Annotated in this window: 15 protein-coding genes; 9 read left to right on the forward strand and 6 right to left on the reverse strand. The window is 71.0% G+C overall.

Annotated elements, in window-relative coordinates:
- Positions 1 to 11 precede the first annotated feature (11 nt).
- Genes paaD through ACI3KY_RS07625 form a run of 3 tightly spaced genes read left to right on the forward strand, consistent with a single transcriptional unit; the run spans position 12 to position 2569 of the window.
- On the forward strand, positions 12 to 542 hold the full coding sequence (gene paaD / locus ACI3KY_RS07615; protein ID WP_404929574.1) for a 1,2-phenylacetyl-CoA epoxidase subunit PaaD: 531 nt from the start codon (positions 12 to 14) through the stop codon (positions 540 to 542).
- Between the two features lie 59 nt (positions 543 to 601).
- A complete protein-coding gene (gene paaE / locus ACI3KY_RS07620; protein WP_404929575.1) occupies positions 602 to 1783 on the forward strand; it encodes a 1,2-phenylacetyl-CoA epoxidase subunit PaaE in 1182 nt (393 codons plus the stop codon).
- 24 nt (positions 1784 to 1807) lie between these two features.
- The gene (locus tag ACI3KY_RS07625; protein WP_404929576.1) at positions 1808 to 2569 is read left to right on the forward strand and encodes an enoyl-CoA hydratase/isomerase family protein; all 762 of its coding nucleotides are present in this window, start codon (positions 1808 to 1810) and stop codon (positions 2567 to 2569) included.
- A 164-nt stretch (positions 2570 to 2733) separates the two neighbouring features.
- On the opposite strand, the gene ACI3KY_RS07630 is transcribed toward ACI3KY_RS07625, so the two are convergent.
- Positions 2734 to 3456, reverse strand: coding sequence for a TetR/AcrR family transcriptional regulator (locus tag ACI3KY_RS07630; protein WP_404929577.1), 723 nt, complete (start codon positions 3454 to 3456; stop codon positions 2734 to 2736).
- Between the two features lie 86 nt (positions 3457 to 3542).
- On the opposite strand from ACI3KY_RS07630, the gene ACI3KY_RS07635 reads away from it, so the two are divergent.
- The gene (locus ACI3KY_RS07635) at positions 3543 to 4724 is read left to right on the forward strand and encodes an FAD-dependent monooxygenase (RefSeq protein WP_404929578.1); all 1182 of its coding nucleotides are present in this window, start codon (positions 3543 to 3545) and stop codon (positions 4722 to 4724) included.
- A gap of 61 nt (positions 4725 to 4785) precedes the next feature.
- On the opposite strand, the gene ACI3KY_RS07640 is transcribed toward ACI3KY_RS07635, so the two are convergent.
- Both ACI3KY_RS07640 and ACI3KY_RS07645 read right to left on the reverse strand, forming a co-directional pair.
- Positions 4786 to 5601 (reverse strand): LLM class flavin-dependent oxidoreductase, encoded by an 816-nt coding sequence (locus ACI3KY_RS07640; protein WP_404929579.1) that lies wholly within the window; start codon positions 5599 to 5601, stop codon positions 4786 to 4788.
- Between the two features lie 78 nt (positions 5602 to 5679).
- Positions 5680 to 7332 (reverse strand): thiamine pyrophosphate-binding protein, encoded by a 1653-nt coding sequence (locus ACI3KY_RS07645; protein ID WP_404929620.1) that lies wholly within the window; start codon positions 7330 to 7332, stop codon positions 5680 to 5682.
- A gap of 158 nt (positions 7333 to 7490) precedes the next feature.
- On the opposite strand from ACI3KY_RS07645, the gene ACI3KY_RS07650 reads away from it, so the two are divergent.
- A complete protein-coding gene (locus ACI3KY_RS07650) occupies positions 7491 to 7790 on the forward strand; it encodes a hypothetical protein (protein WP_404929580.1) in 300 nt (99 codons plus the stop codon).
- Positions 7791 to 8126: 336 nt separating this feature from the next.
- Here the strand turns inward: ACI3KY_RS07650 and ACI3KY_RS07655 are convergent, their stop codons facing one another.
- Complete coding sequence (locus ACI3KY_RS07655) at positions 8127 to 8837, reverse strand: IclR family transcriptional regulator (RefSeq protein ID WP_404929581.1); 711 nt, start codon at positions 8835 to 8837, stop codon at positions 8127 to 8129.
- Positions 8838 to 9013: 176 nt separating this feature from the next.
- On the opposite strand from ACI3KY_RS07655, the gene ACI3KY_RS07660 reads away from it, so the two are divergent.
- From ACI3KY_RS07660 to ACI3KY_RS07670, 3 genes are all read left to right on the forward strand, one after another.
- Positions 9014 to 11014 carry an FAD-dependent monooxygenase gene (locus tag ACI3KY_RS07660; RefSeq protein ID WP_404929582.1) on the forward strand — a complete coding sequence of 667 codons (2001 nt, stop codon included), beginning with the start codon at positions 9014 to 9016 and terminating at the stop codon, positions 11012 to 11014.
- Between the two features lie 158 nt (positions 11015 to 11172).
- Positions 11173 to 12642, forward strand: coding sequence for an NAD-dependent succinate-semialdehyde dehydrogenase (locus tag ACI3KY_RS07665; RefSeq protein WP_404929621.1), 1470 nt, complete (start codon positions 11173 to 11175; stop codon positions 12640 to 12642).
- 152 nt (positions 12643 to 12794) lie between these two features.
- Complete coding sequence (locus ACI3KY_RS07670) at positions 12795 to 12968, forward strand: hypothetical protein (RefSeq protein WP_404929583.1); 174 nt, start codon at positions 12795 to 12797, stop codon at positions 12966 to 12968.
- A 50-nt stretch (positions 12969 to 13018) separates the two neighbouring features.
- Here the strand turns inward: ACI3KY_RS07670 and ACI3KY_RS07675 are convergent, their stop codons facing one another.
- The gene (locus tag ACI3KY_RS07675) at positions 13019 to 13249 is read right to left on the reverse strand and encodes a hypothetical protein (protein ID WP_404929584.1); all 231 of its coding nucleotides are present in this window, start codon (positions 13247 to 13249) and stop codon (positions 13019 to 13021) included.
- Positions 13250 to 13333: 84 nt separating this feature from the next.
- A complete protein-coding gene (locus tag ACI3KY_RS07680; RefSeq protein WP_404929585.1) occupies positions 13334 to 13480 on the reverse strand; it encodes a hypothetical protein in 147 nt (48 codons plus the stop codon).
- A gap of 80 nt (positions 13481 to 13560) precedes the next feature.
- Here ACI3KY_RS07680 and ACI3KY_RS07685 point away from each other — a divergent pair, with 80 nt between their 5' ends.
- The gene (locus ACI3KY_RS07685; RefSeq protein WP_404929586.1) at positions 13561 to 15567 is read left to right on the forward strand and encodes an ATP-dependent helicase; all 2007 of its coding nucleotides are present in this window, start codon (positions 13561 to 13563) and stop codon (positions 15565 to 15567) included.
- The last annotated feature ends 3 nt before the right edge of the window (positions 15568 to 15570 follow it).

The following is a 15570-nucleotide window of genomic DNA, read 5'->3' on the forward strand; positions in this document are numbered from 1 at the left end:
GCACGGTACGCGTGGAGGCCCCGACAGGTGGAGCCGGGGATGCCGCTGGTCTCAGGGCGCGCGCATGGCAGGCGGCGGCATCCGTTCCGGATCCGGAGATCCCGGTGCTCACCATCGAGGATCTCGGGGTGCTGCGCGACGTCAAGGTGGATTCGGACGGCTCCGGCCGCGCACGCGCCACCGTGACGATCACGCCGACGTACTCCGGGTGCCCGGCGATGGACGCGATCCGCGACGACGTCGTGCTCGCCCTGACCGCGGCCGGCTTCGACGACGTCGACGTGCGTCTCGTGCTCGCGCCCGCGTGGACGACGGACTGGATGACGGATGCCGGCAAGCGCAAGCTCGTCGACTACGGCATCGCTCCGCCGAACGGGCGTGCAGCGGTCGCGGGTCCGATCCGAGTGCAGCTGTCGGTGCGGTGCCCCCGCTGCGGGTCGCTCGACACCCGAGAGCTCGCACGGTTCGGGTCGACGTCGTGCAAGGCGCTCTACGAGTGCCGCGCCTGCCTCGAGCCCTTCGACCACTTCAAGGTGCACTGATGGACGGAGACGCTCTTCGACAGGCTCAGGGGCCGGGCATGCCGGCTCAGGGACCGGGAATGCCGGATCAGGAGAACCGGCGCATCGCCGAGACCCTGCTCACCACGGCTGTGGGCGGGCCGCGCGACGGTCGGCACCGGGCGCGATTCCACACCCTGCGGGTCGCGGCCGTGAGGCCGCTCACCGACGCCGCGGTCGAGGTGACCTTCGCGATCCCCGAAGAGGTGCGCGGCGAGTTCGACTACCTGGCGGGTCAGCACGTCGCGCTGCGCACGGTGCTCGACGGGCACGAGCTGCGGCGCTCGTACTCGCTGTGCCGCGCCGAGGACGCGGGAGGCGGCGGCGACGGTCCGCGCACGATCAGCGTCGCGATCAAGCGAGACCAGGGCGGCCGGTTCTCGACCTGGGCACAGACCGAGCTCCACGCCGGCGACCGGATCGACGTGATGAGCCCGCAGGGCACGTTCACCTCGAAGCTCGCCGATCTCGACGGCGCGCACGTCGCCGGCATCGCGGCGGGTTCGGGCATCACGCCGTTGATGGCGCTCGCCGCCACCGTGCTGGCGCGCTCCGACACGTCGCGCTTCACCCTCGTCTACACGAACCGCTCGAGCCTCGACGTGATGTTCCTCGACGAGCTCTCCGACCTCAAGGACCGCTACCCGACGCGGCTCGCGCTGCACCATGTGCTCTCGCGCGAGCAGCGCACCGCGCCGCTGCTGTCGGGCCGCATCGACGAGCCACGGCTGCGGCGCATCCTCGACGAGCTCGTGCTGCCCGACACCGTCGACGAGTGGTTCCTGTGCGGGCCGTTCGAGCTGGTGCAGCTCTGTCGCGACACGCTCGCCGACATCGGCGTGGACCCCACGCACGTGCGGTACGAGCTGTTCACCACGGGCGAGGGCGAGCGGGCCGAGCCTCCGGCGGGGCGGCCGGTCGTCGTCGCGCGCGACGAGCCGGTGCGCCGCATCGAGTTCACCCTCGACGGGCAGTCGCAGGCGGTCGACAGTCCGGTCGCCGCGCACGAGTCCATCCTCAATGCGGCGCTGCGCGTGCGCCCGGACGTCCCCTTCGCCTGCGCCGGCGGAGTCTGCGGTACCTGCCGCGCTCGGCTGGTGCAGGGGTCGGTGACGATGACCGAGAACTACGCGCTCGAGCCCGACGAGATCGAGCGCGGCTACGTGCTCACCTGCCAATCCCACCCGACGACCGACAACGTCGTCGTCGACTACGACGTCTAGCCGTTTCCCACGAGGAGGATCGAGATGATCGAGCTGTCCATCAGGGGCGATGTGGCCGAGGTCGTGCTGAACGCCCCCGAGAAGCTCAACGCTCTGTCACTGCGCGCGCTGGGAGAGATGGATGCCGCCTACCGCAGTGCCGAGGAGTCCGGCGTGCGGGCGCTGCTGCTCCGGGCCGAGGGGCGGGCGTTCTGCGCCGGGCGCGACATCGCCGGCGTCGACCCCGAGACCGACGACGTGCCCCAGTACCTCGCCGGTGTCGAGACCCTCATGCGGAGGATCGCCGCCTTCCCGGCGCCGACGTTCGCGGCCGTGCACGGGGCGTGCCTCGGCGTCGGGCTCGGGCTGGCGATCGCGACCGACGTCGTCTATGTCGCCGACGATGCGAAGATCGGCTCGCCGTTCGCGAGCCTCGGCGCGATGCTCGACTCGGGCGGTCACGCCCTGCTGTATGAGCGGCTCGGCGCTCATCGGGCGCTCGACCTCATCTACACCGGCGACCTGCTGAGCGGCGCCGAGGCGGTCGCGGCCGGCTTGTTCAGCCGCGCCATGCCGGTGGAAGAGGTGTTCGACTTCGCGCTGCAGCGGGCGGCGGTGGCGGCATCCGGCCCCACGGCCGCGTTCCTCGCATCAAAGCGGCTCATCGCGCGCCTGCGTGACGAGAAGCTGTGGGATGCCGTCGCCCAGGAGGCGCGCGGACAGGAGGCGTTGCGCACCACCGCCGACTACCGCGAGGGCTTCGCGGCGTTCCAGCAGAAGCGCAAGCCGGAGTTCCGCGGCGACTGACGCGCGTCTTCACGCCTTCGCGTGCCGCGTCGTGTGGGCTCGCAGGGTGCGATGCCGCGTGCCGTGACACCCGAAGGGAGCGATGGGGGATCGGGGGTCACGTCCTGCGGGTTCGCGGGGTGCGATGCCGCGTGTCATGACACCCGAGCGGCAGGGCTGATAGGTCAGGTGCGGGCGGAATCCGTGCGCTCGGCGATGAGCGCAGCCACCCCGGCGAGGATCCGGTCGATGCCGAAATGCAGCCCTGCGTCGCGGCCGCCATCGCGCGCCGCATCGGCGAAGGCGGCCGACGTGCGCGGATAGTCGGCGGATCGCGCCGCGAGCACCGGCCCCAGCTGGGCGGCGAGATTCTGCTCCGGCTGCGATCCGCCGGCCCGCTGCCGGACCATCGACTGCGCATGGCCCGCCAGCAGCGCGAGCACGTCGAGCTTTTCGCCGCCGCTGAGCGGGAGATCGCTCATCGCGTCCAGCCCCGATTCGTACCACGCGAGCTCTCCCGGACCGGGAACGTGGGGACGCTGGGCCAGCGTGACCGACCACGGATGTGCGAGCGAGCGCTCGTGCAGCGCGAGTGCCCACGCGGCCAGCGCCGATCGCCAGTCGCGCGCCGGTGATCGGGGCGGCCCGCCGAAGGCCCGGTCGAGGAGGACCGCGTCGAGCTCTGCGCGTCCCGGCACATACCGGTACAGCGCCATCTTCGCGGTGCCCAGCCGCTCGGCGACGCGCTGCATCGTGACCGCGTCGAGGCCGTCCTCGTCCGCGATCGCCGTCGCGGCCGCCACGATCGCGTCGACCGTGAACTTCGGCCGGGGTCCCCGCTTTCCGAGCGCGGGTCGGAACCACAGCAGCTCGATGGATGCCGCGACGCTGTCGTGCTCGGATGCCATGCCGACCCTTCCCCGGTATTGCGTCCAGCGTACGCTGATGATTACTGTGTCGGAAGGACGCAGTTACCGGAGAGATCGGAAGACCTTTGACCAACAGGAAAGTGCTCGTCTCGGGCGCGAGCATCGCAGGACCGTCGCTCGCTCGCTGGCTGGGCCGCAACGGCTTCGATGTCACAGTCGTCGAGAAGGCGCAACGCGTGCGTCCGGGCGGCCAAGCCGTCGACTTCAAAGGCCGCACCCACCGGGAGGTGCTGGCCCGCATGGGCGTCCTGAACGCCGTGGAGGCCGAGCAGACGGCGAGGACGGACTGGCGGATGGTGGATGCCGCCGATCGCGTCCGCGCTGTCGTGCCGGGCGAGTTCATCGGCGGCGACCTCGAGATCCTGCGCGGCGACCTGACCGGCATCCTTCATCGGGAGTCAGCGGGCGATGCGCAGTACGTCTTCGGCGACGAGATCGTCGCGATGACCGAGAAGGCCTCGGGAGTGGACGTAGCCTTCGCCGGGCGGCCCACGGAACGCTTCGACCTCGTCATCGGCGCGGATGGCGTGCACTCCGCGGTGCGACGGCTCGCCTTCGGCCCGGAGGCGGATCTCGTGCAGCCCCTCGGCTCCTACTACGCCGTCGCGAGCGGGGAGGTGCCGCTCGACGGCCTCGAGACACGGCTGCCCGATGGTCGCTCCGTGGCGTACGGCTACAGCACTCCCGGGCGGCTGGCTCTGCTCGGCGGGCAGAAGGCGCCGAACCTCTTCGTGTTCCGCGCCGCGCGCGCGGACTACGACCGGCGCGACGTCTCCTCGCAGCGGCGGTTCCTGACGAACGCCTACGCCGGCGTGGGGTGGCGCGTTCCTGCGGTGCTCGAGGCGGTGGCCACGGCATCCGATTTCTATCTCGACGCGCTGACCCGCACGCGCATGTCGACGTTCACTCGCGGGCGCACGGCGCTCGTGGGCGACGCCGGCTACGCGAACACGCTCGGCGGGTTCGGCACGGGGCTCGCCCTCGTCGGCGCCTACATCCTCGCCGGCGAGCTGGTGAGCGCGCGAGGGGATCACGAGACCGCCTTCGCGGCCTACGACCGCCGGATGCGCAGGCCGACGAAGATCGCGCGCACGGGGAACGCAGGCCCGTTCCTCGCGCCGACCTCGGCGTGGCGCATCGGCATGCGGGACTGGTCCTTCCGGAACGCCCTGATGTACCGGACCATGATGTGGATGACCGACAGGTTCGCCACCGATGACAGCGTGCCGATGTACGACATGCGGTGACCTGTGGGGCCCGGGTGCCTGGGAGCCGGCGGCCGGGGAGGGGGAGGCGCGTGCCCGGCGATCAGCGTCCGGCGAGCGCCTGGACCAGCGGGGTCACCTGCTCTGCGAGCTCGTCGGGAACCGTGAGGAACGACACGCCCGTGGTGTCGCGGAGCGCGACGAGGGCCTCGACATCGCGCGTCACGTCGCCGGAGAGATAGCCGACGGCGCCCGCCTCCTGCAGCGAGTCGGGGGTCAGGCCGGCGCTGCGTCGCAGCCAGTCCGGCACCGCGTCCCCGATGCCCGCGACCTGCAGCGACAGTTCGATCGGCGGTCGATCCGCCGGGGTCGCCGTTCGCACCCGGGCAGCGGCCGCCTCGACGGCGGGGAGATCGGCGTGCGGCGGCAGCGGCAGCGCCACGGTGTCGGCGTGGCGACCGGCCAGGCGCGTCATGCGATCGCCGCCGGCGGCGAGGATGACCGGGAGCTCGTCGCCGAATGCGTCGCGCAGCGCGGCCATCGTCGCCTCGACCTGATCGACGCGCTCCCGGCCCGAGCCCCATGCCACGCCGAGGGCCGCGGCGTCCCGCTCCGCCTGCGGGCGTCCGGCGCCCAGTCCGAGCTCGAAGCGACCTCCCGAGAGTTCGACGAGCGTGCGCGCCTCGCGCACCGTCGCCTGGGGGCTGCGCAGCGGTGCCGCGAGCACCCAGGTGCCCACGTGCAGCGACGCGGTGGCGGCGGCAGCGACGGCCAGCGCGAGGAAGGGTGAGGGCGTGAACAGCGTGTCGGGCACGAGGAGCGCCGAATAGCCGCTGCCTTCGAGCCGCCGTGCGCGCTCGCTCCACACGCGGGCATCGCCGTGCGCGCCGCTGACGACGCCGAATCGGAAGGTGCTCATGTGCCCATCGTCGTCGGGCGCGGGACGATGCGCATCCTCCGGCAGGAGGCATCCGCTCTGCTCCCGCGGGAGCAGCGCTCAGGAGTTCACACGGATGATCTCGCGCTGGTAGGGCGCCACGACGGTGCCCGATATGCGGCAATCCAGCACGAGGAACGGACGGGATGCCGCGGGCTCGGCGCTCCACGCGGCAAGCCGGTCGAGATCGCTCAGCGTTCGCACGACCACCCCTTCGGCACCGACGCCCGCTGCGAGCGCGGCGAAGTCGACCTCGGGGATGAGCATGGGCTCCTGCGCGAGACCCTTGAGCCCGTACAGGTTGACCTCCGCGCCGTACGCGGCGTCGTTCCACACGACGGCGAGCCCCCGGCCGGCGGCGACCCGCACCGCCGTCTCGAGGTCGGCGAGCGCCATGAGCCCGCCGCCGTCGCCCGTCGTCAGCACGACCGTGGCGGAGGGCTTCGCCAGAGCGGCACCCGGCACCGAGGGCCAGCCGAGGCCGATCGACTGGAAGGCGGTGCCCACCATGATCATGCGGTCGGGCGAGGCCACCGGCCAGTACATGTTCGCCCAGCCGATGAAGTGCCCGCCGTCCGACACCACGACGCGGTCGTCGGGCAGCAGCTCACCGATGCGCGCGGCGACCGACCTCGGATCGAGGCGTCCATCGGCCGCGACGCCGTCTCCGGCGTCGTATGCCCGCAGGGGCGCCAGGTCGACGGCTTCGCGCCACCCGCTCGAGCCGGCGCCGCGTGCGCGCAGGCCGTCCGCGACCGCGTGCGCCACCGTCGCGGCATCGCCGCGCACATATCCGCCGACCTGGGGGTGCGTGGCGGCCGGCGCCACATCCACTTGGAACACGCGGGTGCCGGGCGCGAAGAGGTCGCCGAACCGCATCGTGAACTGGTTGAGGGATGCCCCGAACACGACGGCCACGTCAGCCTCGCGTACGAGCTCCATGGCGCCCTCGGCGCCGAACCCTCCGGTCACGCCGAGGTCGAACTGGCTGCGCGGGAAGATGCCCCGACCGAGCGCGGTCGATGCGGTGATCGCGCCGACCGCGTCGGCGACGGCGCCGAGCGCGTCGCCCGCCCCCGAGATCCACGCGCCGTGGCCCGCGAGCAGGAACGGTCGCTCGGCCGACGCCAGCGCCTCGACGATCCGCTCGACCGCGCCCTCGGCGAACGGCCCGGCCGGCACCAGCGGTCCCGGCAGGCGCGGCTCGGGAGCCCCGGGCACCGGGCCGGCGTCGCGCGCCGCCACGTCGTACGGGATCGCCAGCACGGTCGGCACGCGGTAGGTGAGCGCATGCTCGATCGCGATGACCGTCGTGGCCGCGGCATCCGCTCGTCCGACCGTGTACGTCCGCGCGCCCACGGCCGACGCGAGGGCGATCTGGTCGACGTCCCAGGGGCGCGGGCCCGACGTCGGCTCGTCGCCGACGACGAGCACGAGCGGCACATGCGCCTGCACCGCCTCAGCGAGAGCGGTGAGCGTGTTGGTGAAGCCGGCGCCGTAGGTCGCGGTCGCCGCCGCGAGCCGGCCGGAGGCGCGGTGGTAGGCGTCGGCCGCCACGACGCCGCCCGCCTCGTGGCGCACGGCGGTGAAGTGCACGTCGGTGGAGCGCTCGAGCGCATCGAGGAAGTAGGCGTTGCCGTTGCCCATCACCCCGAACACGTGATCGATGTGACGCGCGAGGGTCAGGGCGACGTGGGCCGAGACGGTGCTCATGGCGGGGGTGGCGGGCATGGCGATGCCTTTCGAGACGGAACGGATGGTGAGGCCGTATGTGTCTCGCGCGTGCGCGCTGCGTGCCCATTTTTCGAGCACCGGCGGGCGTCGATGCCGCCGGACGTGTCGAGTATAGGTCTTCCGCCAAGATGGGAGTCATGAAGACGATCCAGCTGCGCCGGTACACGCTCGTCGACGGGGAGTACGACGCCTTCGTCGCGTGGTGGACCGAATGGATGCCGAAGGTGCGGCCCGCGGCCGGCTTCGCGATCGAGTTCGCCTACGGCCTGCCCGAGACGAACGAGTTCGTGTGGGCGGTCAGCGCCGAGGGCGACGCCGAGGCGTTCCTCGCCCTCGAGAAGGAGTACATGGCCTCGGAGGGGCGTGCAGAGGCGTTCGTCGGGGTGCCGCAGCGCGTCGCCGAGCACAACATCCGCCTGGTCGACTCGTTCGCCTAGCTCGGGCCGCCCGGATCGCCCTCGTTGCGCTTCGTCTCGCTCGTTCCTCGCTCGCTCAGCGACCGGTACTGGCGTGATCCGAAGGACTGCCCCTTGCGCTCGACGGAACCATCCGGTCGCTGAGCGAGCGCCAGCGAGACGAAGCGTTGCGCCTCGCGCGACGGGACCATCCGGTCGCTGAGCGAGCGCCAGCGAGACGAAGCGTTGCGCCTCGCGCGACGGGACCATCCGGTCGCTGAGCGAGCGCCAGCGAGACGAAGCGTTGCGCCTCGCGCGACGGGACCATCCGGTCGCTGAGCGAGCGCCAGCGAGACGAAGCGTTGCGCGTCGACTTGCTCAGCCGCCGAGCGCGTCGCGGATCGCGGTAGCCGACTGACTCAGCCGCGCTGCGATCTCGGCGTCGCTGTGCGTGCTCGCCACGAACACCACCGCGATCGCCGCCGGCCCGCGTCCCCGGACGACCAGCGGCACGGCGACGGCGCGCAGACTCGGAATGACCTCGTCGTGGCTGGTCGCATAGCCGCGGGCGGCGGCATCCGTCACCTCCTCGGCGAGCGCGCCCGACACATCGGCCGGCCACGAGGCCTCGGGCAGCAGCGACAGGATCGCCTTACCGGGGGCACCCCGCGTGATCGGATGCCGCGTGCCCGGCCGCTGCGCCACGGGGTTCACGGCGTGCCGCGGCTCGATGCTCGAGAGCGTCACGCATTCGTCGTGGTCGAGCACGGCGAGGAAGCAGGTCATGCCCAGGTCACCGGCGACGGCGGTGAGCTCGGGAAGCGCCTCGGCCTGCAGATCGTGCGCCACGCCGGCGGCGAGGGCGGCCATCCGCGCACCCAGCTCGATGCGACCGGCGGCGTCGCGCTCGACCAGCCCGTGGTCCTCGAGCGTGCGCAGCAGCCGGTAGGCGACCGACCGATGCAGTTCCAGGCGTCGTGCGATCTCGTCGATCGACAGCGGACCGCGTGCTTCGGCGAGCACTTCGAGGATCCGGATGCCCCGGCTCAGCGTCTGCGAAGCGGGAGCGGCGGAGGGGCCAGGGGACACGAGGGCTCGCTGTCTCGTCGCACGGCGCTCTTGCCGCCTCGACGCGGGTCGTATACGATCTGTTCAATAGTAGAACGGTGTGTTCGAATATAGAACAGGCCGCACTTCGACACAAGCTCCCAGCCGCAGGCTCTTCGGCGGCGGGCCCTCGACACCGTCGTCCGAGGAGGACACCGATGCAGTTCCACCACCACGGCTACGTCTCCGCGGATCCCCGGGTGCAGGACGCGGCCGGCGCCGGCGTCGATCGCCCCGCCGACCTGCCCGACGAGGTGGACGTGCTGATCGTCGGATCCGGTCCGGCCGGCATGCTGCTGGCCGCTCAGATGTCGCAGTTCCCCGGCGTCGTCACCCGCCTCATCGAGCGCCGCGAGGGACGCCTCGTGCTGGGTCAGGCGGACGGCATCCAGCCGCGCAGCGTCGAGACGTTCCAGGCGTTCGGGTTCGCCGAGCGCATCGTCGCCGAGGCGTACAACATCGCCTACATGAACTTCTGGGGGCCCGACCCCGAGAACCCGCGCAACATCATCCGCACCGCGCGCACCGAGGACTACGCCTTCAAGATCAGCGAGTTCCCGCACCTGATCGTCAACCAGGCGCGTGTGCTCGACTACTTCGCGGAGGCGGCCGCCCACGGCCCCGGCCGCATCGTCCCCGACTACGGCATCGAGTTCGCCGGCCTCACCGTGCAGGAAGGCGCCCAGGACGGCGACGGCATGGGCAACGGCGCTGACGAGTACCCGGTGGAGGCGCGCCTGCGGTACACGGCAGGGAAGCGCGCGGGGGAGGAGCGGATCGTCCGCGCGAAGTACGTCGTCGGGTGCGACGGCGCGCGCAGCGGTGTGCGTGAGGCGATCGGCCGCCAGCACGTCGGTGCGTTCTCGGCGCACGCGTGGGGCGTCATGGACGTGCTCGTCAACACCGACTTCCCGGACTGGCGAACCAAGTGCGCGATCAACTCGGAGGCCGGCAACATCCTGCACATCCCGCGCGAGGGCGGCTACCTCAGCCGCATGTACATCGACCTCGGCGAGGTCGCCGACGACGACGAGCACCGCGTCCGCCGCACACCGATCGAGGAGGTCATCCGCCGCGCCAACGAGATCCTCCACCCCTACACGATCGACGTGAAGCAGGTCGCGTGGCACAGCGTGTACGAGGTGGGGCACCGGGTCACCGACAAGTTCGACGACGTCGACGTCGACCAGGGCCACGACCCCCGGGTCTTCCTCGCCGGTGATGCGTGTCACACCCACAGTGCCAAGGCCGGGCAGGGCATGAACGTCTCGATGCAGGACGGCTTCAACCTCGGCTGGAAGCTGGGGCACGTCCTCACCGGGCTGAGCCCCGCATCGCTCCTCTCCACCTACTCGGCCGAGCGCCAGCCCGTCGCGCAGCAGCTCATCGACTTCGACCGCGAGTGGTCGGCGCTCATGGCGCGCAAGCCCGAGGAGATCTCCGACCCGCAGGAGCTCGCCACCTTCTACCTCGGCACCGCCGAGTTCCCGTCCGGGTTCATGACCCAGTACGGTCCCTCGATGACGGTGATGGATGCCACGCACCAGCAGCTCGCCGAAGGCTTCCCGCTGGGCAAGCGGTTCAAGTCCGTCGAGGTGGTCCGGGTGTGCGACGGGAACGCTGTGCACCTCGGTCACCACGCCCGAGCAGACGGGCGCTGGCGGGTGTACGCCTTCGCCGACACCGCGGCCGACACCGCGGCCGGGGCCGCGGCTGGGGCCGCTGCCGGGCCCGCCGCGCCGACGCCGGGGGAGGCATCCGCCCTCGCCGACTGGGCGGAGTTCATGGCGTCGCCGCAGTCGCCCGTGCGCCGCTACACGCCGGCGGGTGCCGACGTCGACGCCGTCTTCGACGTGAAGGTGGTCTACCAGCAGCGCTTCGACGAGATCGAGATCACCCGGGTGCCCGAGCTGTTCCTGCCACGCACGGGACCGCTCGGACTCATCGACTGGGAGAAGGTCTACGCGGCCGCCCCGAGCGCCTGGACCACCGACGACATCGTCGAGGAGCGCGGGCTGTCGCGCGACGGCGTGGTCGTCGTCGTGCGTCCCGATCAGTACGTCGCCGCGGTGCTGCCACTGACCGCGCACGACGAGCTCGCCGCCTTCTTCGCCCAGGTGTTCCTTCCCCAGCACCAGCCCGCGACCGTCGGCGATTAGGTGGGCCGTGGCGGCGAATCCGCATCCTGAGCTGTACATCACGTATATCGGCCGCTTCGGCGGCGACGGGCAGAATTGGCCCGGTAGACATCGAGAGAACGGATGCCGCGAGCACGCGGCATCCGTGAAACGACAAGGGAGTCCCCGTGAGCACGACGATCACCGAAACCCGTGAGTCCGAGCTGCTGGCGTCCGTGCCCGACGGGCTGTTCATCGGCGGGCAGTGGCGGGCAGCGGCGGGCGACAAGACGCTGAAGGTCTACGACCCGTCCAACGGCGAGGTCGTGAAGGAGATCGCGAACGCGTCGCCCGAGGACGGCAAGGCGGCGCTGGATGCGGCGGTCGAGGCGTTCCCCGCGTGGGCGGCGACGCCAGCGCGCGAGCGTGCCGAGATTCTGCGGCGTGCGTTCGACCTGCTGCAGGAGCGCAAGGAGGACTTCGCGCTGTTGATGACGATCGAGATGGGCAAGCCGCTGGCCGAGGCGCGCGGCGAGGTCGCGTACGGCGGCGAGTTCCTGCGCTGGTTCAGCGAAGAGACGGCCCGCGTGCAGGGTCGCTACGGCGCGAACCCCGAGGGCACCGGCCGCATGATCGTGTCGCAGCATCCCGTCGGTCCGTGCTTCCTGATCACCCCGTGGAACTTCCCGCTGGCGATGGCGACCCGCAAGATCGCGCCGGCGCTGGCTGCCGGCTGCACCGTGGTGATCAAGCCCGCCGAGCTCACTCCGCTGACCACGCTGTACTTTGCGAAGCTGCTCGAGGACGCCGGCCTGCCGAAGGGTGTCGTCAACGTCTTCACCACGTCGACCTCGGGTGCCGTGTCGGAGCCGATCATCCGCGACCCGCGCCTGCGCAAGCTCTCGTTCACCGGCTCGACCCAGGTCGGCCAGCGCCTGCTCGAGCAGGCGGCTCAGGGCGTGCTGCGTACGTCGATGGAGCTCGGCGGCAACGCCCCGTTCGTGGTGTTCGACGACGCCGACCTCGACAAAGCCGTGGACGGCGCGATGCTCGCGAAGTTCCGCAACATCGGCCAGGCGTGCACCGCCGCGAACCGGTTCATCGTGCACCGCTCGGTCGCCGACGAGTTCGCCCGCCGCGTCACCGAGCGCGTCAACGGCTTCACGATCGGCCGCGGCACCGAGGACGGCGTGACCATCGGCCCGCTCATCGACGACCGCGCGGTCGCCAAGGCGTCGCAGCTGGTGCGGGATGCCGTGAACCGCGGCGCGAAGGTCGCCACCGGCGGCAACGAGATCGACGGCCCCGGCACGTTCTACGAGCCGACCGTCGTCACCGACGTGCAGCCGGGCTCCGACATCCTCCGCGAGGAGATCTTCGGACCGGTGCTCGCGATCATCCCGTTCGACACCGAGGACGACGCCGTGCGCCTCGCCAACGACACCGAGTACGGCCTCGTCTCGTACGTCTTCACCGAGAGCCTGGCCCGCGGCCAGCGCATGATCGAGCGCCTCGAGACCGGCATGATGGGCCTGAACATGGGCGTCGTCTCGAACGCGGCCGCCCCGTTCGGCGGCTGGAAGATGTCGGGCCTCGGCCGCGAGGGCGGCGCCGAGGGCATCCACGAATACCTGCAGACCAAGTACACGCTCACCCCGAACCCCTTCTGATTCCCGGCCTGAATCGATGACATGAGAGGAGCGGATGCCGCGGGGAGCGGCATCCGCTCCTCTTCGTCTGTGGGGGGTGGGGAGTGATCTCCGGGTGCGTTCGAGTGACGTGAGCCTAGACGTGTGAAGCCCCGATGAAGGAGGCTGGGGATATGACCGATCGCGATCATTCCCGGGCTCGCCGCGTTGTCGCGGTGATCGGTCTCACGCTCGTGAAGGCGCTCGGCTACTTCCTGTCGGTTCTCAAGCCATCGGAGCAGATGAACGCGCAGACGATGCTGCCGCCCGAGCCGTTCCCGGCTCGCAGAGACGACTACCGGCCCTGACCGCCTCGTCGGCGACGAGGCGAGCGGGCGAGGACCGTGTCTCGGGAGGCTTACCGCCGGCGCGACGTCTGACGACGAGCCAGCTGAGCTTCTCGCGCGAACACCGCCGAGTACGTGACGCCGACCAACAGCATCACGGTCACGATGAGCAGAACGCCGTTGGCTCTGGCGATGGCGGAGCCCGCGATGATCCCGGCGACGAGGAGTACGCCGCCTGCGACCAGCCCGAAGCAGGCCAGGTACCGCGCGGCCGCCCCGACGCGGGCTCCCCTCGAGGTCATGCGGTCAGTCTCGCAGGCGCTCAGTGGGAGCGGAAGGCCGCCGCTCGGGGAGTCTCGCGCTCAGAGGTCGGCGGTGCGGGGGCCTCAGGGGTGACCTGCCTGCCGCTCTCGCTCGTGCGCTCGAAGGGCGCTGAGTACCGCCGCCCGGACGACCGCGTACAAGACCAGGAACGCGATCGCAATCGGCACGACGTACACGAGCAGGATCAGGGGGAGGCTGCTGAAGCTCATGATCGCGAGCTTAATTCTCCGCGCATCCGCCAAGTGGCCGTGCTGGCTGAATGTCGGAGGATCTCGTTACCGTCACCTCCGTGGCAGTAAGTGATGCGCTTGCCGGGCTGGATCCCGCACAGCTGGAGGCCGTCGAGCACGGCGATGGGCCGCTTGTGGTCGCGGCGGGGGCCGGCACGGGCAAGACACGCGTGCTCACCGCCCGGGTCGCGCGGCTGCTCGAGGCGGGGGTCGCACCTGAACGGATCCTGCTGCTGACGTTCACCCGGCGCGCGGCATCCGCGATGCTCTCTCGCGCTGCGGTGATGTGCGGCGACGCGCAGGCTGCGCAGCGCATCGCCGGCGGCACGTTTCATGCCGTGGCGCATCGCGTGGTCGCCGAGCACGCACAGCATCTGGGGCTGGAGGACGTGACGATCATCGATCCCGACGACGTCATCGACCTGATCGACCTGTTGCGCGCCGAGCACGGGCTCGACGGCACCGAGGTGCGACTGCCCACGACACGCGCCATCGCGGACATCGCCTCCCGTGCGATCAACACCGCGACCCCGGCGCGCGCCGTCATCGAAGAGCAGTTTCCCTGGGCACTCGAGCAGGCGGACGCGATCACCGGACTGTTGCGGCATTACCGCGACCGCAAGCGCGAGCGTGGCCTGCTCGACCTGGATGATCTGCTCATCGCCTGGCGGGCGCTGGTCGCTGATCCCGATGTCGGCGCGCGACTGCGGGCGCGCTGGGACTGGGTGCTGGTCGACGAGTACCAGGACGTCAACCAGCTTCAGGTCGACATCGTGCGTGGGCTCAGTCCCGACGGCCACGGGCTCACGGTCGTCGGCGACGACGCACAGGCGATCTACGCGTTCCGAGGGGCGAACGCCGGGCACCTGCTCGAGCTCATCGACGTATACCCCGACGCCACTCTGGTGCGCCTCGAACGCAACTTCCGCTCCACGCAGCAGATCCTCGACCTTGCGAACCAGGTGCGCCCGGGCGAACTGAGGCTGCGTCTGGTCGCCGACCGCCCGCAGCCGGGCGCCCGGCCGACCCTGATCACCTGCCGCAACGCCGACGACGAAGCCCGCACGATCGCGGACCGCATCCTCGCTGCGCACATCGATGGCACGCCCCTGCGTTCGCAGGCCGTGCTGATGCGCACCGGATCGCACAGCGCGCAGCTCGAGGTCGAGCTCAAGGTGCGGGGCATCCCGTTCCACAAGTTCGGCGGGATCGGCTACCTGGAGACGTCGCATGTGCGCGACCTGCTGGCGGCCTTCCGCGTGGTGCTCAATCCGGCAGATGAGGTGTCGTGGTACCGCCTGCTCACCCGGCACCGCGCGATCGGCAAAGCGAGCGCGCGCGGACTCGCCGGGATCCTCGCGGACGGAGGCGTCGACCGTATGGCCGACGCGGTGGCTACAGCTCCGGCGAAGGCGCGCACCGGGCTCGCGTCGACCCTGTCATTGCTCGGCGCCGTCGACTCCACGACCGCAGTACCGGACCTGGTCGAGGCATGCCGAGGCGCGGTGGACCCACTGCTGCGCGCGCACTACCCGGATTGGCACCGTCGGGTGACGGAAGTCGACGGCATCGCGCAGGCCGCCGCCGGGCAGAGCGATCTCCGCACGTTCGTGAGCGAGCAGGCGATCGACCCGGTGAACGTCGCGGGCGACTGGGCGAAGCAGCCCCATCTCGACGAGGATTGGCTGACCCTGTCCACGATCCATTCCGCCAAAGGCCTGGAATGGGACTCCGTTCACCTCCTTCGTGCGAACGACGGCGCGATGCCCTCGGACATGGCACTCACCTCCCGTATCGGGCTCGCCGAGGAGGAGCGCTTGTTCTACGTCGCGCTCACGCGCGCACGCGACGCCCTCGACGTGTACGTGCCCGCGCAGCTGCCCACGCATCCCACCGCGTTCCTGGCCAGGCACGTCGCCGCCAAGCCCAGCAGATTCCTGACCGACTCCGCACGCGCACTCATGGAGTCAGTCAGCACCGCCGCCGCCACTCCCGAGCCCACGATCAAGCGCGCCGCCCCGGCGCCGCGTGTACGCACCGACGCGTTCGACGAACTCTTCGCCTGACTC

The organism is Microbacterium sp. ZW T2_14, from assembly GCF_044987405.1.
Lineage (GTDB): Bacteria > Actinomycetota > Actinomycetes > Actinomycetales > Microbacteriaceae > Microbacterium.

Excerpts from the sequence above, each read along its gene's own strand:
- paaE (WP_404929575.1), top strand. The coding sequence starts at position 602 with ATGCCGGATCAGGAGAACCGGCGCATCGCCGAGACCCTGCTCACCACG.
- ACI3KY_RS07625 (WP_404929576.1), top strand. The coding sequence starts at position 1,808 with ATGATCGAGCTGTCCATCAGGGGCGATGTGGCCGAGGTCGTGCTGAAC.
- ACI3KY_RS07630 (WP_404929577.1), bottom strand. The coding sequence starts at position 3,456 with ATGGCATCCGAGCACGACAGCGTCGCGGCATCCATCGAGCTGCTGTGG.
- ACI3KY_RS07640 (WP_404929579.1), bottom strand. The coding sequence starts at position 5,601 with ATGAGCACCTTCCGATTCGGCGTCGTCAGCGGCGCGCACGGCGATGCC.
- ACI3KY_RS07645 (WP_404929620.1), bottom strand. The coding sequence starts at position 7,332 with ATGAGCACCGTCTCGGCCCACGTCGCCCTGACCCTCGCGCGTCACATC.
- ACI3KY_RS07650 (WP_404929580.1), top strand. The coding sequence starts at position 7,491 with ATGAAGACGATCCAGCTGCGCCGGTACACGCTCGTCGACGGGGAGTAC.
- ACI3KY_RS07660 (WP_404929582.1), top strand. The coding sequence starts at position 9,014 with ATGCAGTTCCACCACCACGGCTACGTCTCCGCGGATCCCCGGGTGCAG.
- ACI3KY_RS07670 (WP_404929583.1), top strand. The coding sequence starts at position 12,795 with ATGACCGATCGCGATCATTCCCGGGCTCGCCGCGTTGTCGCGGTGATC.
- ACI3KY_RS07675 (WP_404929584.1), bottom strand. The coding sequence starts at position 13,249 with ATGACCTCGAGGGGAGCCCGCGTCGGGGCGGCCGCGCGGTACCTGGCC.
- ACI3KY_RS07680 (WP_404929585.1), bottom strand. The coding sequence starts at position 13,480 with ATGAGCTTCAGCAGCCTCCCCCTGATCCTGCTCGTGTACGTCGTGCCG.